The sequence below is a fragment of the Streptomyces chlorus genome, from assembly GCF_042655885.1.
Classification (GTDB): Bacteria; Actinomycetota; Actinomycetes; order Streptomycetales; family Streptomycetaceae; genus Streptomyces; species Streptomyces chlorus.
In genome coordinates, this window is the sequence record NZ_JBHSOA010000064.1 from 57,437 (window position 1) to 80,765 (window position 23,329).

Annotated in this window: 22 protein-coding genes; 3 read left to right on the forward strand and 19 right to left on the reverse strand. The window is 69.8% G+C overall.

Annotated features, from left to right (window positions below):
* The first annotated feature begins 6 nt into the window (after positions 1 to 6).
* The 3 genes from ACFPZI_RS27425 to ACFPZI_RS27435 all read left to right on the forward strand — a co-directional run bounded on the left by ACFPZI_RS27425 (position 7) and on the right by ACFPZI_RS27435 (position 3,844).
* The gene (locus tag ACFPZI_RS27425) at positions 7 to 1,254 is read left to right on the forward strand and encodes a sensor histidine kinase (protein ID WP_381368268.1); all 1,248 of its coding nucleotides are present in this window, start codon (positions 7 to 9) and stop codon (positions 1,252 to 1,254) included.
* On the forward strand, positions 1,251 to 1,901 hold the full coding sequence (locus ACFPZI_RS27430; RefSeq protein ID WP_381368271.1) for a response regulator: 651 nt from the start codon (positions 1,251 to 1,253) through the stop codon (positions 1,899 to 1,901). The genes ACFPZI_RS27425 and ACFPZI_RS27430 overlap by 4 nt, the downstream gene beginning before the upstream one ends.
* A gap of 119 nt (positions 1,902 to 2,020) precedes the next feature.
* Positions 2,021 to 3,844: a glycosyl hydrolase family 18 protein gene (locus ACFPZI_RS27435; RefSeq protein ID WP_381368274.1), complete on the forward strand. Its 1,824-nt coding sequence runs from the start codon at positions 2,021 to 2,023 to the stop codon at positions 3,842 to 3,844.
* 130 nt (positions 3,845 to 3,974) lie between these two features.
* On the opposite strand, the gene ACFPZI_RS27440 is transcribed toward ACFPZI_RS27435, so the two are convergent.
* From ACFPZI_RS27440 to ACFPZI_RS27530, 19 genes are all read right to left on the reverse strand, one after another.
* A complete protein-coding gene (locus ACFPZI_RS27440) occupies positions 3,975 to 4,421 on the reverse strand; it encodes a DUF2550 domain-containing protein (protein WP_381368277.1) in 447 nt (148 codons plus the stop codon).
* A gap of 162 nt (positions 4,422 to 4,583) precedes the next feature.
* Positions 4,584 to 4,958, reverse strand: coding sequence for a F0F1 ATP synthase subunit epsilon (locus tag ACFPZI_RS27445; protein ID WP_381368280.1), 375 nt, complete (start codon positions 4,956 to 4,958; stop codon positions 4,584 to 4,586).
* A gap of 119 nt (positions 4,959 to 5,077) precedes the next feature.
* Positions 5,078 to 6,514 carry a F0F1 ATP synthase subunit beta gene (gene atpD, locus ACFPZI_RS27450; RefSeq protein ID WP_381368283.1) on the reverse strand — a complete coding sequence of 479 codons (1,437 nt, stop codon included), beginning with the start codon at positions 6,512 to 6,514 and terminating at the stop codon, positions 5,078 to 5,080.
* Positions 6,514 to 7,434 carry a F0F1 ATP synthase subunit gamma gene (locus ACFPZI_RS27455; RefSeq protein ID WP_381368286.1) on the reverse strand — a complete coding sequence of 307 codons (921 nt, stop codon included), beginning with the start codon at positions 7,432 to 7,434 and terminating at the stop codon, positions 6,514 to 6,516. The genes atpD and ACFPZI_RS27455 overlap by 1 nt, the downstream gene beginning before the upstream one ends.
* Positions 7,435 to 7,457: 23 nt before the next feature.
* A complete protein-coding gene (gene atpA / locus ACFPZI_RS27460; protein ID WP_381368289.1) occupies positions 7,458 to 9,050 on the reverse strand; it encodes a F0F1 ATP synthase subunit alpha in 1,593 nt (530 codons plus the stop codon).
* 165 nt (positions 9,051 to 9,215) lie between these two features.
* Positions 9,216 to 10,031: a F0F1 ATP synthase subunit delta gene (locus tag ACFPZI_RS27465; protein WP_381368291.1), complete on the reverse strand. Its 816-nt coding sequence runs from the start codon at positions 10,029 to 10,031 to the stop codon at positions 9,216 to 9,218.
* Positions 10,028 to 10,573 (reverse strand): F0F1 ATP synthase subunit B, encoded by a 546-nt coding sequence (locus tag ACFPZI_RS27470; RefSeq protein WP_381368294.1) that lies wholly within the window; start codon positions 10,571 to 10,573, stop codon positions 10,028 to 10,030. The genes ACFPZI_RS27465 and ACFPZI_RS27470 overlap by 4 nt, the downstream gene beginning before the upstream one ends.
* A 44-nt stretch (positions 10,574 to 10,617) precedes the next feature.
* On the reverse strand, positions 10,618 to 10,848 hold the full coding sequence (gene atpE, locus ACFPZI_RS27475; RefSeq protein ID WP_381368297.1) for an ATP synthase F0 subunit C: 231 nt from the start codon (positions 10,846 to 10,848) through the stop codon (positions 10,618 to 10,620).
* Positions 10,849 to 10,918: 70 nt separating this feature from the next.
* The gene (gene atpB, locus ACFPZI_RS27480) at positions 10,919 to 11,740 is read right to left on the reverse strand and encodes a F0F1 ATP synthase subunit A (protein WP_381368300.1); all 822 of its coding nucleotides are present in this window, start codon (positions 11,738 to 11,740) and stop codon (positions 10,919 to 10,921) included.
* A 225-nt stretch (positions 11,741 to 11,965) separates the two neighbouring features.
* Positions 11,966 to 12,418 (reverse strand): hypothetical protein, encoded by a 453-nt coding sequence (locus ACFPZI_RS27485; protein ID WP_381368303.1) that lies wholly within the window; start codon positions 12,416 to 12,418, stop codon positions 11,966 to 11,968.
* 349 nt (positions 12,419 to 12,767) lie between these two features.
* Positions 12,768 to 14,138, reverse strand: coding sequence for an MraY family glycosyltransferase (locus ACFPZI_RS27490; protein WP_381368306.1), 1,371 nt, complete (start codon positions 14,136 to 14,138; stop codon positions 12,768 to 12,770).
* Between the two features lie 223 nt (positions 14,139 to 14,361).
* Positions 14,362 to 15,606, reverse strand: coding sequence for a serine hydroxymethyltransferase (locus ACFPZI_RS27495; protein WP_381368309.1), 1,245 nt, complete (start codon positions 15,604 to 15,606; stop codon positions 14,362 to 14,364).
* Positions 15,607 to 16,123: 517 nt separating this feature from the next.
* On the reverse strand, positions 16,124 to 16,801 hold the full coding sequence (locus ACFPZI_RS27500; protein ID WP_381368312.1) for an arsenate reductase/protein-tyrosine-phosphatase family protein: 678 nt from the start codon (positions 16,799 to 16,801) through the stop codon (positions 16,124 to 16,126).
* On the reverse strand, positions 16,798 to 17,445 hold the full coding sequence (locus tag ACFPZI_RS27505; RefSeq protein ID WP_381368315.1) for an L-threonylcarbamoyladenylate synthase: 648 nt from the start codon (positions 17,443 to 17,445) through the stop codon (positions 16,798 to 16,800). Before ACFPZI_RS27505 ends, ACFPZI_RS27500 begins: the two co-directional genes overlap by 4 nt.
* Positions 17,446 to 17,499: 54 nt before the next feature.
* Positions 17,500 to 18,387 (reverse strand): peptide chain release factor N(5)-glutamine methyltransferase, encoded by an 888-nt coding sequence (prmC, locus tag ACFPZI_RS27510; protein WP_381368318.1) that lies wholly within the window; start codon positions 18,385 to 18,387, stop codon positions 17,500 to 17,502.
* Positions 18,388 to 18,461: 74 nt separating this feature from the next.
* Entirely contained in the window at positions 18,462 to 19,538 is a 1,077-nt protein-coding gene (gene prfA / locus ACFPZI_RS27515; protein ID WP_381368320.1) for a peptide chain release factor 1, read from the reverse strand.
* A 126-nt stretch (positions 19,539 to 19,664) separates the two neighbouring features.
* Complete coding sequence (gene rpmE, locus ACFPZI_RS27520) at positions 19,665 to 19,886, reverse strand: 50S ribosomal protein L31 (RefSeq protein WP_381368323.1); 222 nt, start codon at positions 19,884 to 19,886, stop codon at positions 19,665 to 19,667.
* Between the two features lie 186 nt (positions 19,887 to 20,072).
* Positions 20,073 to 21,179 (reverse strand): LCP family protein, encoded by a 1,107-nt coding sequence (locus ACFPZI_RS27525; protein ID WP_381368326.1) that lies wholly within the window; start codon positions 21,177 to 21,179, stop codon positions 20,073 to 20,075.
* A 233-nt stretch (positions 21,180 to 21,412) separates the two neighbouring features.
* Positions 21,413 to 23,230 (reverse strand): trypsin-like serine protease, encoded by a 1,818-nt coding sequence (locus tag ACFPZI_RS27530; RefSeq protein ID WP_381368329.1) that lies wholly within the window; start codon positions 23,228 to 23,230, stop codon positions 21,413 to 21,415.
* Positions 23,231 to 23,329 lie beyond the last annotated feature (99 nt).

Below are 23,329 nucleotides of genomic sequence, written 5' to 3' on the forward strand. Positions count from 1 at the left end.
GGAGTCATGGCCCTACGACTCCCCCGGCCCCACCGCATCGACGTGTGGGCGTCGCTCGCCGGACTGTTCGGCGGACTGCTGCTCTGGGGCATCGGCCTGGGCATGCGGTCCGCCGACGAGGCCTACGTGGTCTTCGACGGCCGGTGGCCGCTCCTGGTCCCGCTCGTCGTGATCGCCGGCTGCGAGCTGCTGCGCCGGAGTGCCCCGCGCACCGCGCTGCTCACCGGCACGGCGGCGCTGCTCGCGGACGGACTGACCCAGGGCAGCCTGGCGACGCTCGTCATGTACACCGACCTCATGTACGCCGCCGTCCTGTACGGCACGCCCACCGCTGCCCGCCTGCTCCCGCGGATCACCGCGCTGCTCACGGTCGTGGGGGCGCTGGTGCCGTACGCGCTGTGGCGGGTGCCCGAGGCGCTGCTGGTGGGAGTGGCCATCGGCGTCATCGCATTCACGCCCGCGTCGACGGCGCTGATCGTGCGCAACCACCGTGAGGCCGCCGAGGCCGCCCGGTTGCGCGCCGAACAGACCGCGCTGCTGGCCGAGATGGACCGTACCCAGGCGGTGACCGCGGAACGCGCTCGGATGGCACGGGAGTTGCACGACGTGGTCGCCAACCACCTGTCCGCGATCGCCATTCACTCCACGGCCGCGCTCTCCCTGGACGACGAGGCCACCTCCAGGAACGCGCTCACCGTGATCCGGGAGAACAGCGTCCAGGGACTGTCCGAGATGCGCCGCCTCATCGGCATCCTGCGCGACCCCGGCGACCAGGAGCCGGGCGCCACCCCGACCCTCGACGGTCTCGGCGCCCTGGTGGAGGGGGCCCGCGCCAACGGCCTGAAGGTCGTCTTCGACCCCCTGCCCGGCGCCGGGCACGATGCCGTCCCGCCGCCGGTGGAGCTCGCCGCGTACAGGATCGTGCAGGAGGCGCTGACCAACGTGCTGAAGCACGCCGACAAGGGGCCGGTCACCGTGCGGCTGCGCCGTGCGGCCGACGCCCTGGACATCCGCGTGGTCAGCCCGTACGGCGGCCGGGACGCCCCGCGCGCCCCGGGCTCCGGGGCCGGTCTGGTGGGAATGCGGGAGCGGGTCGCCCTGCTGCACGGCACCTTCGGGGCCGGCCCGGAGAGCGGCGCCGGCCTCGCGCACCCCGAGGTCTGGGTCGTGTGCGCCTCCCTGCCCCTCACCGACGCCTCCGTCGGCGCCACGGCCACCACCCCCACGCCCACCACCCGAGGAGAGACCGAATGATCCGCGTTCTGGTCGCCGAGGACCAGGCCGCCGTCCGTGCCGGACTGGTGCTGATCCTGCGCAGCGCGCCCGACATCGAGGTGGCGGGCGAGGCGGCGGACGGGGAGCAGGCGGTGGCGCTCGCCCGTGAACTGCGGCCGGACGTGGTGCTGATGGATGTGCAGATGCCCCGCCTGGACGGGGTGTCGGCCACCCGGCAGGTGGTCGCGGAGGAGCTCGCCGACGTGCTGGTGCTGACCACCTTCGATCTCGACGAGTACGTCTTCGGGGCGCTGCGGGCCGGCGCCTCGGGGTTTCTGCTGAAGAACACGGAGGCAAGGGACCTCATCGCGGCCGTGCGCACGGTGGCGCGCGGGGAGGGGTTCGTCGCCCCGGCCGTCACCCGGCGGCTGATCGCCGAGTTCGCCGCGAAGCCCGCCCGCGCGTCCACGGCCGATCCGGCGGTGCTGGACTCCCTCACCCGGCGCGAGCGGGAGGTCCTGGCCTGTCTCGGCGAGGGTATGTCCAACGCGGGTGTCGCCGAGCGCCTCGACATGGCGGAGGCCACGGTGAAGACGCACGTCAGCCGTCTGCTGGGAAAGCTGGGCCTGCGCAGCCGGGTGCAAGCGGCGGTACTGGCTCAGGAGTTGGGCATCCAGCGGCCATAACGACCTACTGGTCCAGACCTCTTGACCCGTGGTCCAGACCTTTCTATCCTCACGGCACCGCGGGTGTGATGGCTCAGTCACGCCCCCGACGACATCCGTCACCACAAAGGAGGCGCAGCATGCGCTTCAGACACAGAGCCGTGGCCGGGTTCGCCACCCTCCTCCTCCCCTTCTCCGCCCTCGTCGCCCTCGCGAGCCCCGCCCAGGCCGCGACGTCCGCTACCGCCACCTACGCCAAGACCCAGGACTGGGGCTCCGGCTTCGAGGGCAAGTGGACGGTGAAGAACACCGGCACCACCGCCCTGAACGCGTGGACCGTCGAGTGGGACTTCCCCTCCGGCACCTCCGTCACCTCCGCCTGGGACGCCGACGTGACGTCCTCGGGCAACCACTGGACCGCCAAGAACAAGTCCTGGAACGGCACCCTCGCCCCCGGCGCCTCCCTCAGCTTCGGCTTCAACGGTTCCGGCACCGGCGCCCCCGCCGGCTGCAAGCTCAACGGCGGCAGCTGCGACGGCACCTCCGTCCCCGGCGACGCGGCACCCTCCGCGCCCGGCACCCCCTCGGCCTCCAACGTGACGGACACCTCGGTGCGGCTGTCCTGGTCCGCGGCCACCGACGACAAGGGCGTCAAGAACTACGACGTCCTGCGCGACGGCGCCAAGGTCGCCACGGTGACCGGCACCTCGTACACGGACAGCGGCCTGAGCAAGGGCACCGACTACTCGTACAGCGTGCAGGCCCGTGACACCGCCGACCAGACCGGCCCGGTCAGCGGTTCGGTGCGGGTCCGTACCACCGGCAACACCGAGGAACCGCCGCCCACCGGCAACAAGGTCAAGCTCGGCTACTTCACCGAGTGGGGCGTCTACGGTCGCAACTACCACGTCAAGAACCTGGTGACGTCCGGCTCGGCCGCCAAGATCACCCACATCAACTACGCGTTCGGCAACGTCACCAACGGCCAGTGCAAGCTCGACGACGCCTACGCCGCCACCGACAAGGCCTACACCGCCGACCAGTCCGTCAGCGGCACCGCCGACACCTGGGACCAGCCGCTGCGCGGCAACTTCAACCAGCTGCGCCAGCTGAAGGCGAAGTACCCGCACATCAAGGTGCTGTACTCGTTCGGCGGCTGGACCTACTCCGGCGGCTTCGGCCAGGCCGCGCAGAACCCGGCCGCCTTCGCCAAGTCCTGCAAGGCCGTCGTGGAGGACCCGCGCTGGGCCGACGTCTTCGACGGCATCGACATCGACTGGGAGTACCCGAACGCCTGCGGCCTCACCTGCGACACCAGCGGTCCGGCGGCCTTCCGGAACCTCTCCCAGGCCCTGCGTGCCGAGTTCGGCCGGAACTACCTGGTCACCGCCGCGATCACCGCGGACGGCTCCTCGGGTGGCAAGATCGACGCGGCCGACTACGGCGGCGCCGCCCAGTACCTCGACTGGTACAACGTGATGACCTACGACTACTTCGGCGCCTTCGACAAGAACGGCCCCACGGCCCCCCACTCGCCGCTGACCTCGTACAACGGCATCCCGCAGGACGGCTTCAACTCCGCGGCCGCGATCTCCAAGCTGAAGGCGAAGGGCGTCCCGGCGAGCAAGCTGCTGCTCGGCATCGGCTTCTACGGCCGCGGCTGGACCGGCGTCACCCAGGCCGCCCCCGGCGGCGCGGCCACCGGCCCGGCGCCCGGCACCTACGAGGCCGGCATCGAGGACTACAAGATCCTCAAGAACAGCTGCCCGGCCACCGGCACCGTCGCCGGCACGGCCTACGCCCACTGCGGCGGCAACTGGTGGTCCTACGACACCCCCGCCACCATCGCCGGCAAGATGAGCTGGGCCAAGAGCCAGGGCCTGGGCGGCGCCTTCTTCTGGGAGTTCAGCGGTGACACCGCGAACGGTGAGCTGGCCACCGCCATCGACAGCGGCCTGAGGTAACCGGCAGGTCCGTAGCAACAGTGCTCCCCGGACCTCGTCCGGGGAGCACTCGCGTGTTCGCGTCCGGTTATGCCACGTTCGCCCTCCCCCAACAGCTCCGCTGCCAGGAGGAGGGGCCCTGAACGTCGCTCTACGCGACGTTCACCCGCTGGCCGGGCGGGGCCGCCTCCAGCCAGGCGAGGAAACCGGTCAGCGCGTCGTCGCTCATCGCGAGCTCCAGCCTCCTGCCCCGGTGCAGACAGGCGAGGATCACCGCGTCCGACAGCAGCGCCAGTTCCTCCTCGCCCTCGGGCACCCGGCGGCCGGCCACCTCGATCGCCGAACGCTCCAGGACGCGGCGCGGGCGCAGGGCGTAGGAGAAGACGCGGAACCACTCCACCCGGTCGCCGTTGTAGCGGGCCACCCCGTACGCCCAGCCCTTGCCGCCGGAGCCGCCCGGCTGCGGGGCGTCCCAGCGCAGGCTGCAGTCGAAGGTCCCGCCGGAACGCTGGATGAGGCGGCGGCGCAGACCGAAGACGAAGAGTCCCACCACCACGAGAGCCACGACACTTCCGCACACAGTCAGAGCGAGGATCATCGACACCGACCTCCTCGTCTCCTAGGTAACGGAACGGAAAAATCATCCAGATCTGCCTCAGCCGCGACCGGGTCCGGATCGCTCCGGTCCCAGCCGCGGCTGAGTGACGTCATCGCACGGCTCCCCCAGAGCCTAGACGGCCTGGGAGACACCTCGGGTCGTTCAGTGCTCCGCCGCCGCGCGCAGTCGTACGTCCGCGCGCCGCTCCGCCGAGGCGTCCGTCTCCGACTTCGCACGGTCCCGCGCCCGCTCGGCGCGCTTGACGTCGATCTCGTCCGACAGTTCGGCGATCTCGGCCAGCAGCGACAGCTTGTCGTCCGCGAACGAGAGGAAACCGCCGTGCACCGCGGCGACGACCGTCCCGCCGTCGTTGGTACGGATGGTCACCGGGCCCGACTCCAGCACACCGAGCAGCGGCTGGTGACCGGGCATGACGCCGATGTCGCCGGACGTGGTGCGCGCGACGACCAGGGTGGCCTCGCCGGACCAGACCTCTCGGTCGGCCGCGACCAGCGCGACGTGCAGCTCAGCAGCCAAGATGGCTCCTCGGGTCACCACCCGGCAGGTCCGCCGGGTGTTGGTTACAAGTCTAATGGGCGTGGATCGGGGGGCGGGACGGTGCCCGCCCCCCGACTCAGGTCACTCGAGCACGGGGCTCAGGAGACGCCCAGCTCCTTGGCGTTGTTCTTCAGGTCCTCGATACCACCGCACAGGAAGAACGCCTGCTCCGGGAAGTGGTCGTACTCGCCGTCGCAGATCGAGTTGAACGCGGCGATCGACTCGTCCAGCGGTACGTCCGAACCGTCCACGCCGGTGAACTGCTTGGCGACGTGGGTGTTCTGGGACAGGAAGCGCTCCACGCGACGGGCACGGTGGACGGCGAGCTTGTCCTCCTCGCCGAGCTCGTCGATACCGAGGATCGCGATGATGTCCTGCAGGTCCTTGTACTTCTGCAGGATGTTCTTCACGCGCATGGCCGTGTCGTAGTGGTCCTGCGCGATGTAGCGCGGGTCCAGGATGCGAGACGTGGAGTCCAGCGGGTCCACGGCCGGGTAGATGCCCTTCTCGGAGATCGGACGGGACAGAACCGTCGTCGCGTCGAGGTGGGCGAAGGTGGTGGCCGGGGCCGGGTCGGTCAGGTCGTCCGCGGGGACGTAGATCGCCTGCATCGAGGTGATCGAGTGACCGCGGGTCGAGGTGATGCGCTCCTGGAGGAGACCCATCTCGTCGGCCAGGTTCGGCTGGTAGCCCACCGCGGAGGGCATACGGCCGAGCAGGGTCGACACCTCGGAACCGGCCTGCGTGAAGCGGAAGATGTTGTCGATGAAGAACAGCACGTCCTGCTTCTGGACGTCACGGAAGTACTCGGCCATGGTGAGGCCGGCCAGCGCGACGCGCAGACGGGTGCCCGGCGGCTCGTCCATCTGACCGAAGACCAGGGCGGTCTTGTCGATGACGCCCGAATCGCTCATCTCGTCGATGAGGTCGTTGCCCTCACGGGTGCGCTCACCGACACCGGCGAACACCGACACACCGTCGTGGTTGTTGGCGACGCGGTAGATCATCTCCTGGATGAGCACCGTCTTGCCGACACCGGCACCGCCGAACAGGCCGATCTTGCCGCCCTTGACGTACGGGGTCAGCAGGTCGATGACCTTGACGCCGGTCTCGAACATCTCGGTCTTCGACTCGAGCTCGTCGAAGTTCGGCGCCTTGCGGTGGATCGGCCAGCGCTCGCCGTCGTAGGTCTCGTCGCTGTTCAGCACCTCACCGAGGGTGTTGAACACCTTGCCCTTGGTGAAGTCGCCGACGGGGACGGAGATGGCCGAGCCCGTGTCGGTCACCGGGGCCTGGCGGACCAGGCCGTCGGTGGGCTGCATGGAGATGGTGCGCACCAGGCCGCTGCCCAGGTGCTGGGCCACCTCGAGCGTCAGCGTCTTGAGCTCACCCGCGTTCGCCGGGTCGGCGACCTCGACGTGCAGGGCGTTGTAGATCTCCGGCATCGCGTCGACGGGGAACTCCACGTCGACGACCGGGCCGATGACCCGGGCGACACGGCCCGTGGCCGTCGCGGTCTCAACAGTGGTGGTCATTAATTGTCACTCCCCGCGTTTGCGTCGGCGAGAGCGCCTGCGCCACCGACGATCTCGCTGATTTCCTGGGTGATTTCGGCCTGGCGGGCCGCGTTGGCAAGGCGGGAGAGCGTGTCGATCAGCTCGCCCGCGTTGTCGGTGGCCGACTTCATCGCGCGCCGCGTGGCGGCGTGCTTCGAAGCGGCCGACTGGAGCAGCGCGTTGTAGATGCGACTCTCCACGTAGCGCGGCAGCAGGGCGTCGAGGACGTCCTCCGCCGAGGGCTCGAAGTCGTACAGCGGAAGGATCTCGTCCTTGGCGGACGACGTCTCCTCCGCGACCTCTTCGAGGCGGAGCGGAAGCATCCGGGAACCGACCGCGGCCTGCGTCATCATCGAGACGAACTCGGTGTAGACGATGTGGAGTTCGTCCACGCCGCCGTCCGCCGTCTCCTTCTCGATGGCCTCGATCAGCGGGGCCGCGACCTTCTTGGCGTCCGCGTACGTGGGCTCGTCGGTGAAGCCGGTGAACGATTCCGCGACGGTGCGCTCGCGGAAGTTGTAGTGCGCCAGACCGCGGCGGCCGACGATGTACGTGTCGACCTCCTTGCCCTCACGCTCGAGACGCTCGGTCAGCTGCTCCGCCGCCTTGATCGCGTTGGCGTTGAAGGCGCCGGCGAGGCCGCGGTCGCTCGTGAGGAGCAGGACCGCGACACGGGTCGGGTTCTCCGCCTCCGTCGTCAGCGGGTGCTTGGCGTCCGAACCGGTGCCGACCGCCGTGACCGCACGGGTCAGTTCTTCGGCGTACGGCGTGGAGGACCGCACCTTGCGCTGCGCCTTGACGACGCGCGAGGCGGCGATCATCTCCATCGCTTTGGTGATCTTCTTGGTCGCGGTGACGGATCGGATGCGACGCTTGTAGACCCGGAGCTGGGCTCCCATGAGTCAGGTCCCTTCCTTGAACGTCACTTGGCGGCAGCGGCCGGAGCGTCCTCGCCGAGCAGCTTGCCGTCGCCCGTCTCGAACTGCTTCTTGAAGGCCTCGACCGCGTCGCCCACGGCCTGGATGGTGTCGTCCGACATCTTGGCGCCCTCGCGGATGGAGGTCATGAGGCCCTGCTCGCTGCGGTGCAGGTACTCATGCAGCTCCTTCTCGAAGCGGCGGATGTCGGCGACCGGTACGTCGTCCATCTTGCCGGTGGTGCCGGCCCAGACGGAGACGACCTGGTCCTCGGTGGCCATCGGCTGGTACTGGTCCTGCTTCAGCAGCTCGACCAGGCGCTGACCGCGCTCCAGCTGTGCCTTCGACGCGGCGTCCAGGTCGGAACCGAAGGCGGCGAACGCCTCCAGCTCACGGTACTGGGCGAGTTCCAGGCGCAGTCGGCCGGAGACCTGGCGCATCGCCTTGTGCTGGGCGGAACCACCCACGCGGGAGACCGAGATACCGACGTTCAGGGCCGGACGCTGACCGGCGTTGAACAGGTCGGACTCCAGGAAGCACTGGCCGTCGGTGATGGAGATGACGTTGGTCGGGATGAACGCCGACACGTCGTTGGCCTTGGTCTCGACGATCGGCAGACCGGTCATCGAGCCGGCACCCATGTCGTCGGAGAGCTTGGCGCAGCGCTCCAGCAGACGGGAGTGCAGGTAGAAGACGTCGCCCGGGTAGGCCTCGCGGCCCGGCGGGCGGCGCAGCAGCAGGGAGACGGCGCGGTAGGCGTCGGCCTGCTTCGACAGGTCGTCGAAGATGATCAGGACGTGCTTGCCCTCGTACATCCACTGCTGGCCGATGGCCGAACCGGTGTACGGCGCCAGGTACTTGAAGCCGGCCGGGTCGGACGCCGGGGAGGCGACGATGGTCGTGTACTCCAGGGCACCGTTCTCCTCCAGCGCGCGGCGGACCGACGCGATGGTGGAGCCCTTCTGGCCGATGGCGACGTAGATGCAGCGGACCTGCTTGTTCACGTCGCCCGTGCGCCAGTTGTCACGCTGGTTGATGATCGTGTCCACGGCCAGCGCGGTCTTGCCGGTGCCGCGGTCGCCGATGATCAGCTGACGCTGGCCGCGGCCGACCGGGGTCATGGCGTCGACGGCCTTGTAGCCCGTCTCCATCGGCTCGTGCACCGACTTGCGGTCCATGACCGTGGGGGCCTGCAGTTCGAGGGCGCGGCGGCCCTCGGTCTCGATCTCGCCGAGGCCGTCGATCGGGTTGCCGAGCGGGTCGACCACACGGCCGAGGTAGCCCTCGCCCACGGCGACGGACAGGACCTCACCGGTGCGGGAGACCGGCTGGCCCTCCTCGATGCCGCTGAACTCACCGAGGACGACGGCACCGATCTCGCGCTCCTCGAGGTTGAGGGCGAGGCCGAGGGTGCCGTCCTCGAACTTCAGCAGCTCGTTGGCCATGGCCGAGGGAAGTCCCTCGATCTTGGCGATACCGTCGCCGGCGACGGTGACCGTGCCGACTTCCTCGCGCGAGGCCGCGTCCGGCTTGTACGACTGGACGAAGTTCTCCAGCGCGTCCCGGATCTCCTCCGGCCGGATCGTGAGCTCCGCCATCTGAGTTCCCTGCTCTCCTTGTTGGGCCCGAAGTTTCACTTTGGGGGGATGTGGACTCCCCCCGGAAAGAGGTGAATCCTCTGCACGGCCCAACCAGGGCCGTAGGTACGTGCTACGTGTTCAATTGCCGCGTCCGTCGCGTCGTTCGCGACTGCCGCGTGAGGGCTAGCTCGCCAGTCGGCGGCTCGCGTCCTCCAGCCGGTCCGCAAGGGAGCCGTTGATGAGCTCGTCCCCGACCTGCACCCGCATCCCGCCGACGACCGTGGGGTCGACGTCGAGGTTGAGGTGCATGGGGCGCCCGTAGAGCTTCGCGAGGCCGGCGCCGAGGCGCTGCTTCTGCGCGTCGCTCAACGGCACCGCGGAGGTGACGACGGCCACCATGCGGTTGCGACGCTCGGCGGCGAGCTTGGACAGGGACTGGAGTCCCGCTTCCAGGCTACGTCCACGGGGCGCGTTGACCAGACGCGTCACCAGACGCTCGGTGGTCGCGTTCGCCCTGCGTCCGAGCAGGCTGTGCAGCAGCTCGCTCTTGGCCGGGGCGGTGGCCTTGCGGTCGGTCAGCGCGGCGCGCAGGTCGTTGTTCGCGGAGACGATCCGGCCGAACCGGAACAGCTCGTCCTCGACGCTGTCGAGCGCGCCCGTCTTCTGCGCGGCGGTGAGGTCGGCGAGGTCGGCCAGCTCCTCGAGTGCGTCCACCAGGTCGCGGGGCTGCGACCAGCGGGAGCGCACCATGCCGGCGACCAGGTCGGCGGCATCGCCGCTGAGCTGGGTGCCGAGCAGGCGCCGGGCCAGGTCCGCCTTGTTCTCACCGGGCTGCGCCGGGTCGGTGAGGACCCGGCGCAGCGACACCTCGCGGTGGAGCAGCGCGGTGACGGCGGCCAGCTCTTCGGCGAGCGAGCCGGCGTCCACGGACGTGGAGTCCGTCAACGCGTCGAGACGCTCACGTGCGGCTGCCAGGGCCTCGCGGCTCGCTCCGTTCATCGTGCGGCCTCGGCCTTCTGGTCGAGGTCGTCGAGGAAGCGGTCGATCACACGGCTCTGCCGGGCGTGGTCCTCGAGGGACTCGCCGACGAGCTTGCCGGCCAGGTCGGTGGCGATCTTGCCGACGTCCTGGCGCAGCACGGACGCGGCGGCCTTGCGGTCCGCCTCGATCTGTGCGTGACCGGCAGCGATGATCTCCTCGCGCTGCCGCTGGCCTTCCGCGCGCATCTCGGTGATGAGCGTGGCGCCCTGCTCCTGCGCCTCCTGGCGCAGACGCGCGGCCTCGTGCCGGGCCTCGGCGAGCTGAGCCTTGTACTGCTCAAGAACGCTCGATGCCTCGGTCTGAGCCGCCTCGGCCTTCTCGATACCGCCTTCGATGGACTCGCGACGCTCTTCCAGAACCTTGTTGATGTTCGGGAGGAGCTTCTTGGCGAGGATGCCGAAGACGATGACGAAGGCGAGCAGGCCGATGACGAGCTCGGGAATCGGCGGGACGAGGGGGTTCTGCAGCTCCTCGGCCGCGATATGAAGCAGTGGGCTCATATCAGAGTGCCTTTCGTCTAGTGAGCCGGTCGCGGATCAGGCGATCAGACGCCGTAGACGAACGGCATGACCAGGCCGATGAGGGCGAGCGCCTCACAGAAGGCGAAGCCGAGGATCTGGTTGGAGCGGATGAGACCGGCGGCCTCGGGCTGGCGGGCGAGGGCCTCGGTGCCCTTGCCGAAGATGATGCCGACGCCGATACCGGGGCCGAAGGCGGCGATGCCGTAACCGATGGAAGCGATCGAGCCGTGGACAGCGGCCAGGGTGTAGGACATTCCGGTTCTTCCTTTTCTTCACGGGCCGGTGGGGGTGGACCACCGGACGACTGGGGCGGGAGGGGGACGCTCAGTGCTGCTCGGAGAGCGCGCCCTGGATGTAGGTGCAGGTCAGGAGGACGAAGACGTATGCCTGCAGGGCCTGGATGAAGAGCTCGAAGACCGTCATCACCAGGACCATCACGAACGAGACGCTGGCGTAGGCGATCCCGATGCCGTTCAGCAGGTACCAGCTGGCGATGGTGAACAGCACCAGCAGGATGTGGCCCGCGAACATGTTCGCGAAGAGTCGCACGGCGTGGGTGAAAGGCCGCACGAGCAGGTTGGAGAAGGCCTCGATCAGCATGACGACGGGAAGCGCCGCACCGAGCGACTTGTCGTAGCCGGTGAAGTTCTTCATGGCGCCGACGAAGCCGTGCCGCTTGAAGGTCAGCGAGACCCACAGCAGGTAGACGATCAGCGCGAGCCCCAGCGGGTAGGCGAAGATCGACGTCACCGGCATCTGGGCGAGCGGGATGATCGACCAGAGGTTCATCATCCAGACGAAGAAGAACAGCGCGACGACGAACGGGACGTACTTCTCGCCCTGGCGCTTGCCCATCGTCTCGTAGACGACGTTCTTGCGGACGAAGTCGTAGCCCGTCTCGGCGACCATCTGGAGCTTGCCGGGGACGACCTGGGGCCGGCGGAAAGCCGCCCAGAAGAAGCCGATGATGATGATCGAGCCGAGGAGCGCCAGCAGCATCGTCTTGTTGAAGTACACGCTGCTGTCGCCGTCGCCCCAGATGGGCTCGAACAGGAACGAGTGCAGCCCGGGAGACGGGAAGCCACAACCGTCGAAGATGTGGCAGTCGGTCTCGAAGGCGAGCACCTGTGTCGGGTCAGCACTCACCGCGGGCTCCTTCAGCGTGGCGCATGGATTCGGCAACCTCGTGGTGTCGGCGCGGCACGGAGCCGCGGTTCGGCACGGGACTGGTGTTACGGATGGGAGAGCGGCGATGGGGCATCTCGCCTCGCGATGTGACAGGCGTCAGCATGGATGCCCGCGCCCGCGATGCCGCAGTTGGCACCGGACGATAGCAGGGTCCGTCATGCGCCCTTATCCCGGCCCTACGTCTCACGACGGCCGCTCCGATGTTTCCTTCTCCTCGGCCGCGTTCCCGGTCGGCGTCGCCGGGTCGGGGTCCACGTAGAAGGTCTTGGCCTTCATCGTGGCGCGTGCCTGCGCGGCGACCCAGGTGAGGGTGGAGACGAGCAGCGAGAGAGCGAAGACCTGCGGGTGGAACAGGGTCGTGCTCTTGAAGAGTGCGATGAAGACGAAGATCAGCAGGATCTGCGTCATGTACATCATCAGCCCCATCGCCTGGAACAGATGCGGCACCGACTTGGCGATCCACTGAAGGACGTACAGGCCCGCGCCCATGAGCAGGATCACGAGCAGTGCCCCGATGACCGCTCCGATCGCCCCCTGGCCGCCTTCGACGGCAGCACCGACCGCGACCGCGACCGCACCGACGACAGCGGTGGGTACGGCGGACTGAATCAGGATCCGGACGTCGTTGGACGGCATGGCGGAACTCCGCATGTTTGGAACAGGGGGCAAAGGATGGTCGTCAGGGACGAGCGTAGTCCCCCGGATGGAGTGTGATTTCCCCCCACCGACGAACCGTCGCACTGCGGTTCTTCGGCGCTCTCCGGCGAGACTCGTGAACGGTATCACAAACTATTTGATGCAGTCTTTACCTAATGACTCCGCATGGAGTCCCACAGGAGAGTGAGCTTGCGCACCAGAGGGTGCGAGGGGTCGACTTGCCTGATATTGGGGAACTTCGCACCCCCAAGGGGGCCCCATCGGGGCCCCACGACTTGGCAATGCTCTAGTCGGATTCTTACCTTGACCGTGATGTGGGCCGTGCTCCTCAGTAGGAGCTGCCGGCCTTCCCCCGGTCGCCCACACGTGCGCGGTGGCCCAGGGCGGTCGCGCCGTTGACACCGGAGACCCCGGCGGTCACCGGGGCGCGGTGGTCGGCGGCAGCCTGCTCGTCCGCCTCCGGCGCCCCTGTCCCGGCGGACGCGTCCGTGGCCGTCTCCGGGGCAGCCTGGGGATCCTGCGCGGCGGCCCGGCGGCGGCGGTAGCGCGGCGGGACGAACGCCTCCGCCCAGCGCGGGGCGCGCGGGGTGAACCGGGGCAGCAGGAGCAGCAGCAGACCGAGGGCGCTCAGGATGACCACGCTCAGCACGATCCACATGGACGCCGAGTTGACCGAGTAGGCGAGCGCCCCGAAGCCGATCAGTGCCGACCAGAAGTACATGATCAGCACCGCCCTGCTGTGCGAGTGGCCGATCTCCAGCAGACGGTGGTGCAGATGGCCCCGGTCCGCCGCGAACGGCGACTGGCCGTGCCAGGTGCGCCGCACGATGGCCAGGATCAGGTCGGCGGCCGGCACCGCGATGATCGTCAGCGGCAGCAGCAGCGGGATGTAGACCGGCACCGTCTGGTGCACGGCCTCCTTCTCCCCGCCCGCGTACAGGTTCAGCGCGTCCGGGTCGACCTGGCCTGTGATGGAGATCGCACCGGCGGCGAGGACGAGACCGATCAGCATGGAGCCGGAGTCGCCCATGAAGATCCGCGCGGGATGGATGTTGTGCGGCAGGAAGCCCAGGCACATGCCCATCAGGATCGCCGAGAACAGCGTCGCCGGGGCGGCCGCCTCGATGCCGTACGAGTACCAGATGCGGTACGCGTACAGGAAGAACGCCGCCCCCGCGATGCAGACCATGCCGGCCGCGAGACCGTCCAGGCCGTCGACGAAGTTGACCGCGTTGATGGTGATGACGACCAGCGCCACCGTGAGGAGAGTGCCCTGCCACTGGGTGAGCGCGACCGAGCCGACGCCCGGGATGGGCAGCCAGAGGATCGTCAGACCCTGCATGACCATCACACCGGCGGCGATCATCTGTCCGCCCAGTTTGATCAGGGCGTCGATCTCGAACTTGTCGTCCAGCACGCCGATCAGCCAGATCAGTGCCGCCCCGGACAGCAGCGCCCGCGGCTCGTTGGACTCGTCGAAGAGCTGGCTGAGGTTGGTGAGGTGGTCGGCGACCAGCAGTCCCGCGCACAGTCCGAAGAACATGGCGATCCCGCCGAGCCGCGGAGTGGGTTCCCGGTGCACGTCACGTGCCCGGATATCCGGCATCGCCCCCGCCACGATCGCGAATTTCCGTACCGGCCCGGTCAGCAGGTACGTCACCGCGGCCGTGATGCAGAGCGTCAGCAGGTATTCACGCACGGGCTTCCCCACAGGTCTCGCTGGCCATCACAGCTCCACACCCTAGCGAGGGACGCATACGGGTGAGGACTTCCGGGTAGCGACGATGGTCGCACGTGCCGCTGTGCGGATGCCCGGGCACGCGGTGCGCCTACCCCGCATCGGCACCGATACGGTACGAAACCGTGAACGGCCCGGGACGTCCCAGCCGGGCTCAGCCGGGCTCAGCCGGGCTCAGCCGGGCTCAGCCGGGATACGGATAGGGCGGAAAGGCCGCGGTCAGTTCGCGTACGTCCGCGCGGGCCCGCGCCGGATCGGTGCCGCCCCGCAGGACGCTCGCCAGCAGCCCGGCGATCAGCGTCATCTCCGGCTCCCCCATGCCCTGCGTGGTCACCGCCGCGGTGCCCAGGCGCAGCCCGCGGTCGTCGGCGTGCGGCAGGGCGCAGCAGTCCAGGACGAGTCCGGCCGCCGCGAGCCGGCCGCGGGCGTCGCGCCCGTCGACGCCGAGCGGGGCCGGGTCGGCGGTGATCAGGTGGGTGTCCGTGCCGCCGGTGGTGACGGCCAGTCCCTCGTCGGCCAGGCTTCCGGCGAGGGCCCGCGCGTTGGCGACCACCTGGTGGGCGTACACGGCGAAGGCCGGGGTCGCCGCCTCCCCGAACGCGACCGCCTTGGCGGCGACGGTGTGCATCTGGGCCCCGCCCTGGGTGAAGGGGAAGACGGCGCGGTCGACCCGTTCGGCCAGTTCCGCGCCGCACAGGATCATGCCGCCGCGCGGCCCGCGCAGCACCTTGTGCGTGGTCGCGCAGACGATGTCCGCGTACGGGACCGGGCTGGGGGCGGCTCCCCCGGCGACGAGGCCGATGGGGTGCGCGGCGTCCGCGATGAGGTAGGCGCCCACCTCGTCGGCGACCTCGCGGAAGAAGGCGTGGTCGATGTGGCGGGGGTAGGCGATGGAGCCGCAGACGATCGCCTTGGGGCGGTGGGTACGGGCGAGGGTACGGACCTGCGCGTGGTCCATCAGGCCGGTCTCGGCGTCCACGCCGTAGCCGACGAAGTCGAACCAGCGGCCGGAGAAGTTCGCGGGCGAGCCGTGGGTGAGGTGGCCGCCGTGGGCCAGGCCGAGGGCGAGGACGGTGTCCCCGGGGCGCAGCAGGGCGGCGTAGGCGGCCAGCACGGCCGACGATCCGGAGTGCGCCTGGACGTTGGCGTGGTCGGCGCCGAAGAGTGCCTTGGCCCGCTCGACGGCGAGGCGTTCGGCGACGTCGATGATCTCGCAGCCGCCGTGGTGCCGGGCGCCCGGGTATCCCTCGGCGTACTTGTTGGCGAGCGGTGAGCCGAGGGCGGCCAGCACGGCGGGCGAGGTGAAGTTCTCGGCGGCGATCAGTTGGAGTGTGGTCGCCTGCCGCTCACGCTCGGCGTGCAGGATCCCGGCGAGTTCGGGGTCCTGCCGGCGCAGGACATCGGCCTTGAGGGCATGGGTGACCGTCATGGTGGGCTCCCGGACGTCGGCGCTGACGTACGACCAATGTAGGCCCGGCTCCCCCGGCCCGCTCGGCTGCCACACCCTCCCGGGGCAGCCACGGACGCCACCCGAGGGGGACAGCGTCCTCACGACCCGCTCACGCTCGGGACGCGCCCCTGACGGCTCGTACAGGGCACACCGGTGGCCGGAGCCGACGGGCGGGCGGCCCACACCGACGTCCGGGCGGCCCTGAGGGCCTGAGGGCCTGACCGGCGGGATGACTTCTGCTGCACAATTCCTCGGGGCCGCAGGACCGCACTCCGCGACCGGCGGCGACGCTGCGCCATGCCCGGCGCTCCGAGCGGCTGTTCCCACGGGGCCGGCGAATTGCGCAGCAGAGTCCGGGATCAGGTCAAGGCTCGGGGCCGGCACACGTCCTTCTCCGCCGTGCGGCTGAACGCCCCGGACCCCGCTCGCCCCCCGCTGGGCGGATACCGCCGGCCACCCCCGGCTCCGATCCGCCGGACAGGCCCCGGCGGATCCGTCAGGCGCGGGTCGGGACGCCGGTCAGGGCGGTGACGACCGGGTCGAGGGCCTGATGTATCTCGTCGCCGATGGAGCGGAAGAACGGCAGGGGCGCCCCGTACGGGTCGTAGACCTCGTCCGCCTCGGCGGTCGGGGCCAGCAGCCACCCGCGCAGTGCGGCGGCGGCGCGGACCAGCGCGCGGGCGCGCATGACCAGACCCTCGTCCAGTGGGGGCAGGGTCGCCGGGTCGATCGCGTTCACCAGGCGGGTGAACTCCTTCAGCGTGAAGGTGCGCAGGCCCGCCGAGTGGCCCATGGAGATGACCTGGGCGCGGTGGTCACGGGTCGCGGTCAGCACCAGGTCGGCGCGGATGACGTGATCGTCCAGCAGTTCACGGCCGACGAACCCGGAGGCGTCCGCGCCGAAGTCGGCCAGCACGGTCTCCGCGTGGGACTCCATCGGCGCGCCCTCGTGACCCCAGGTGCCCGCGCTCTCCACGATCAGCCCGCCGCCCAGGATGCCCAGCCGCTGGCTCACGAAATGCCGGGTCAGCCGCTCGGTGATGGGCGAGCGGCAGACGTTTCCGGTGCTGACATGGAGGATGCGGAAGGTGTCGCGCGGAAACCCGAAGGTCGTCGTCTCCTCCGCGCTGCGTACCCCGTTGCCTATGCCACGCCCCGACTCGGGGGCCGTCAATTCGCCACCTCGAGGTCGGGTACCACTTTGCGCAGCTCCTCCGGCGAGAGGGCGCCTTCGCGCAGCAGCACGGGCACGGGGCGCGTGACGTCGACGATCGACGAGGGGACGATGCCCGGGGTGGGGCCGCCGTCGAGGTAGACGGAGACGGAGTCGCCGAGCATCTCCTGCGCCGCGTCGCAGTTCTCCGGCGCGGGGTGACCCGTCAGGTTGGCCGAGGAGACGGCCATCGGGCCGACCTCGGTGAGCAGCTCGATGGCGACCGGGTGCAGCGGCATCCGTACGGCGACCGTGCCACGGGTGTCGCCGAGGTCCCACTGGAGGGACGGCTGGTGCCGGGCGACCAGGGTCAGTGCTCCCGGCCAGAACGCGTCGACCAGTTCCCAGGCCTGCTCGGAGAAGTCCGTGACGAGGCCGTGCAGGGTGTTCGGGGAGCCGATGAGGACGGGAGTGGGCATGCTGCGGCCGCGTCCCTTGGCCTCCAGGAGGTCGGCGACGGCCTCGCCGGTGAACGCGTCGGCGCCGATGCCGTAGACGGTGTCCGTCGGCAGCACCACGAGCTCGCCACGACGGACGGCGGACGCGGCTTCACGCAGACCGGTCGCGCGATCGGTCGCGTCGTTGGTGTCGTATCGCCGAGCCATCTGGCGGGCCTCCTCGTGCACGTGCGGCTGGGGTGGTTGAAGTCTGCCGGACGCTCACGGCAGCGCCTTGCGGGCGGTGGCGAACCGGGGCCGGTTGTTCAGGTCGGGGTGGTCGGCGGCGTCGGTCCAGCCGCGGTCCTCGGCGAAGATCCACGGCACCTGGCCGCCCTGGGTGTCGGCGTGCTCGACGACGACCACGCCACCGGGGCGCAGCAGACGGTGCGCGGTGCGTTCCAGGCCCCGGATGAGCTGGAGGCCGTCCTCGCCGGAGAACAGGGCCAGCTCGGGGTCGTGGTCGCGCGCCTCGGGGGCGACGTACTCCCATTCGGTGAGCGGGATGTACGGCGGGTTGGAGATCACCAGGTCGACCTGGCCGTCGAGGTCCGGGAAGGCCGTCAGGGCGTCTCCCTGGCGCAGCTCGACGCGTGAGCCCTCCATGTTCTTGCGGGTCCACACGAGGGCGTCCTCGGACAGCTCCACGGCGTACACGCGGGAGCGCGGCACCTCCTGCGCGAGGGCGAGCGCGATGGCGCCCGAGCCGGTGCACAGGTCGACGACGCACGGCTCGACGACGTCCATGGCCCGTACCGCGTCTATGGCCCAGCCGACGACCGACTCGGTCTCCGGACGCGGCACGAACACCCCGGGCCCCACCTGGAGTTCGAGGTAGCGGAAGTAGGCGTGCCCGGTGATGTGCTGGAGCGGTTCGCGCGCCTCGCGGCGGGCGACGACCTCCCAGTAGCGGGCGTCGAAGTCGGCGTCCCGCACCGTGTGCAGTGCGCCGCGCTTGACGCCGTGCACGAACGCGGCGAGCTCCTCCGCGTCGGTGCGCGGCGAGGGCACACCGGCGTCGGCGAGCCGCTGGGTGGCCTGGGCCACCTCCGCGAGCAGCACGCTGCGGGGGCTCGGGGGTCGCCCCCCACTATGTTGCTGCACGCTCATCCTCCGGAAGTTCTCGTACGGCCGGTGCGGCGGCCCGGTGTTCGGGCCCGGTGCTCAGGCCCGGTGGGCCGGCGTCATGCTGAGGCGAGTTTGGCGGCCGAGTCCGCGTCGACACATGCCTGGATCATCGCGTCCAGATCGCCGTCCAGGACCTGGTCCAGGTTGTACGCCTTGAACCCGACGCGGTGGTCGGAGATGCGGTTCTCCGGGAAGTTGTAGGTGCGGATCTTCTCGGAGCGGTCGACGGTGCGGACCTGGCTGCGCCGGGCGTCGGCGGCCTCCTTCTCCGCCTCCTCCTGCGCCGCCGCGAGCAGCCTGGAGCGCAGGATACGCAGTGCCTGCTCCTTGTTCTGCAGCTGGCTCTTCTCGTTCTGGCAGGAGGCGACGACTCCGGTCGGGAGGTGCGTGATGCGCACGGCGGAGTCGGTGGTGTTGACGGACTGCCCGCCGGGGCCGGAGGAGCGGTAGACGTCGATCCGCAGGTCGTTCGGGTTGATCTCGACGTCGACCTCCTCCGCCTCGGGCGTCACCAGGACACCCGCCGCGGAGGTGTGGATACGGCCCTGCGACTCGGTGGCCGGCACCCGCTGCACGCGGTGCACCCCGCCCTCGTACTTCAGCCGGGCCCACACGCCCTGGCCGGGCTCGGTGGCGCCCTGGCCGCCCTTGGTCTTCACGGCGACCTGGACGTCCTTGTAGCCGCCCAGCTCGGACTCGGTGGCGTCGATGATCTCGGTCTTCCAGCCCACGCGCTCGGCGTACCGCAGGTACATGCGCAGCAGGTCACCGGCGAACAGAGCGGACTCGTCGCCGCCCGCGCCCGCCTTGACCTCGAGGATGACGTCCTTGTCGTCGTTGGGGTCACGCGGGACCAGCAGCAGGCGGAGCTTGTCGGTGAGCTCCTCGCGCTGCTTCTCCAGGTCCTTGAGCTCGGCGGCGAAGTCCGGGTCGTCGGCGGCCAGTTCACGCGCGGCCTCGATGTCGTCACCCGTCCGCTTGAAGGAGCGGTACGTGGTGACGATCGGGGTGAGTTCCGCGTACCGCTTGTTCAGCCTGCGCGCGTTGGCCTGGTCGGCGTGGACCGACGGGTCGGCGAGCTTCGTCTCCAGGTCGGCGTGCTCGGTGACGAGTTCCTCGACGGCCTCGAACATCTTGGGCTCCTGCTACTGCGTGGGAAAGGGGAAGAGGGGCGACCAAAAACGCCGGTCCCGGCACGCGACCCCTCCCACCTGCGCGGGGAGAGGAGTCGCGGCCGTGGACCGGCGAAATGGGGCTCGCTACTTCTGGGAGCCGGAGGCCTTGCCGAAGCGGGCCTCGAAGCGGGCCACACGGCCACCGGTGTCGAGGATCTTCTGCTTGCCCGTGTAGAACGGGTGGCACTCGGAGCAGACCTCGGCGCGGACGGTGCCGGACTCGATGGTGCTGCGGGTGGTGAACTGCGCGCCGCAGGTGCAGCTGACCTGCGTCTCGACGTACGCGGGGTGGATGTCGCGCTTCAAGGTGACTCCTAGGTTCGGGAGGGCGCCGGGTCGCAGCCGCGGGATGCGGGAGCGTGAACCGGAACCGACGTACCAGTCTGCCAGGACTGGCGCCATCCCCCAAAACCGAGGGCTGCCGTCTTTTGTTCCCGGGGTCCGGGCGGGCTCGCGGCGCCCCGGGTCCCCCGAGGAGCGCTCGAGGCGTGCTCAGGAGGCGCTGACGACGCTCTTGGCCCCACCTGTGGCCGTGTCCACCGTGGCCGCCCGCGGGATCGGCTCGTCGTTCCTCAGGGCGTCCCAGACCAGCCGCGCCTTCTCCTTCTGCGGCAGGACGCGGTTGGGGTCGGCGGGGTCGTACCGCACCGGCATGGTCACCATGTGCAGGCCGGCGGGGTCGATGTCCCTCAGGCCGCCCGCGAAGGCCATCAGGGAGTTCACCGAGCCCAGGTCGGAGTCGGTGGTGACGGTCCTGGTGGCCGTGTCGGCGATGTCGTAGAGCTTCTTGGGGTCGGTGAAGAGGCCGATGTCCTTCACCTGCTGGGCCAGGGCCCTGACGAAGGCCTGCTGGAGCTGGATGCGGCCCAGGTCGGAGCCGTCGCCTACGCCGTGCCGGGTGCGGACCAGGCCGAGGGCCTGTGCGCCGTCGAGCCGGTGGGTGCCGGCGGCGAGCTCCAGGTGGCTGTCGGGGTCGTCGATGTCCTTGGTGGTGGTGATCTCGACGCCGCCCAGCTCGTCGACGAGCTCCCGGAAGCCGCTGAAGTCGACCTCCAGGTAGTGGTCCATGCGCAGGTCGGTCATCGACTCGACGGTCTTCACGGCGCAGGCGGCCCCGCCGGTGGTGTACACGGAGTTGAACATCACACCGTTCGCGGCGGGGTGGGCGGCGCCCTCGGTGTCGGTGCATTCGGGCCGGTCGACGATGGTGTCACGCGGGACGGACACCACGGACGCCTTCTTGTGACCCTCGTGGACGTGCACGATCATCGCGGTGTCGGAGCGGGCGCTGCCGTTGTCGGCACCGCCGCCGAGCTTCTGGTTGCCCCCGGAGCGGGTGTCGGAACCGAGGACGAGGATGTTCTCGGAGCCGTTGCCTGCCTTCTCGGGCCGGTCGGTGCCGAGGAGGCGGCCGATGTCGATGCTCGTGAGGTTGCCGTTGAGTCTGACGTACACGTATCCGACGCCGGCGCCACCCAGGACGAGGATGGCCGCGGCGGTCCACGCCATGGCCTTCAGACCGCTGTGCCGCTTGTCGCGCGGCATGCGGCGCCTTCTCCGAGCCCGTCGGCCGGGCTCGGGTGTGCTCTCCGCAGACATGCGCTCCTCAGCTCTTGCCCGGTCGATCACCCCTGCGTTCGATGCCGGACCTGGCCGGGTGATGTTCCGTACAGCACCCATCGTCTCGCCGTACCCGTCGTCCCGCCGTCCGGGCGGAAGGAGAATCCGGCGCGTGGCCGTACGGCGCCTGGGCCCGGCCGTCGCACGGCCGGGCCCAGGGTGTTCCGTTCAAGAGCGGTGAGCGTGGCGCTCACCTGCGGTGTCCCGCGATGTCAGCCGAAGATGTCGTACTGCTTGAAATCGGTACCGACGGAGATCCTGGCGGAGAAGATCTCACTCGTGGCCTTCCCGGTGCCCTTGTACAGGTACAGGGTGCCGCCGGGGGTGCGGGCCAGGAAGTCCGCCTTGCCGTCGCCGCTGATGTCGCCGACGGTGTCGAAGGCGTTGTACGTCTTGGTGCTCCAGGTGCGGACCTTGACCCGGCCGGAGAAGGCGCCGGTGCCGGCCTTGCCGGTGCCCTTGTACAGGTACATCGCACCGGTGCTCTTGTGGCGGGCGATCAGGTCGGTCTTTCCGTCGCCGTTGAAGTCGCCGTGGCCGCGCACGGAGTTGTACTGGTTCCAGCCGGAGCCGACCTTCACACGGGCGGAGAAGGTGCCGTTGCCCTTGCCCGGGTAGATCCACAGCACACCGGCGGAGTCCACGGACAGCAGGTCGGGCAGGTAGTCGCCGGTGACGTCACCGGGGGCGACCATGCGGGTGCGGGTCTTCCAGTTGTCGAAGATGCGCTTGGTGGACCAGGTGCCGCTGGAGATGACGTACCGGGTCCAGAAGACGGCGCCGTCGCTGCTGCGCCGGTACACCAGGTCCTGGTACCCGTCCCGGTTGAGGTCGGTCTGCAGGACGACGTTGACGCCCTTCCAGCTGCCCCAGGACTCGCGGGCGGCGAACGAGGAGCCCTTGGAGTTCTTGGAGTAGCCGGTCGTCGTCGAGGACTTGCGCGCCCACAGGTCGGCGCGGTGGTCGCCGTTGATGTTGGTGTCGTCGACGCGCGCGTAGGCGGCCCCGACGTAGGTGCTCGCCTTGGCGAAGACGCTGTAGGCGCCCTTCTCGACGCAGTCCAGCACGCCCCAGGAGACGACGCCGACGATCCGGTTGTTCACGACCAGCGGGCCGCCGGAGTCGCCGTTGCAGGCAGAGGTGGTGCCGCTGTCGGTGCCGTCGGCGGGCTTGCCGGCGCAGACCATGTGCCCCTTGACGAAGTCGGCGCCGTAGGTGCGGGCACACGTGGCGTCGGACTGGAGGGGCAGCGTGGCCGCCTTCAGCGTCTCGGAGACATTCTGGCTGGTGGAGCTGGTGCGGCCCCAGCCGTAGACCTTGGCGCTCTTTCCGGCGGCGTAGGAGGCGGTGTCGCCGGAGGTGGTCATGCGGATCGGGGTGGCCTTGACGGGGCCGGGCAGGGTGAGCACCGCGATGTCGTTGTCGATGGTCGTCGCCTTGTACGACGGGTGGTTCCACTGCCGCCAGACACCGGAGACGGTGCCGCCGTGCAGGTCGGCTCCGCCGCCGGAGGGGAGCTGTGCGGTCCCCGTGACGATGGCGCCGTTGGCGTGCCAGTCGTATCCCTTGACGCAGTGCGCGGCGGTGAGGATCTTCGTCGGGGCGACGACGGCACCACCGCAGAAGAAGCCGATGTCGTCGCTCGTGCGGCTGGTGCCCCGGTCGTCGTAGTAGTGGAGCTGCGCCATCCAGGGCGCGGAGGTGATGGTGGTCGTGCTGCCACCGATGATCTTCGCATCGATGGCGGATCCGGTGCCGGTGGTGGTGCTGTCGGCGCCGGTGCTCTTGCTCAACGACGACCGGTTCGGCCGGCCGGCGGTGTCGTCACCGGCGAGCGCGCCGGCGACGCGCTTCTTCAGCTCGGCCGGTGACGGCGAGCTGATCGCCGGGTCGGCGGTCGGCTGCGGCAGCGCGGTGGCGGCGCCGGCGGACGAGGTCAGCAGTGCGGCGGTGACGGCCGCGGCGACGCCGGCGGCGGCGACGGGCAGCGCGATTCTGATCCGGCGTCTGTGCCGACCGCCCCCGGACATGGAAGTCCCCACTCAAGTCCCCCCTCGGGATCGGAAGTTCGGGTCTCGATGTGAAAATCGGCCCGGAACAGCGCGATCGTACACCTGTCCGAGGACATA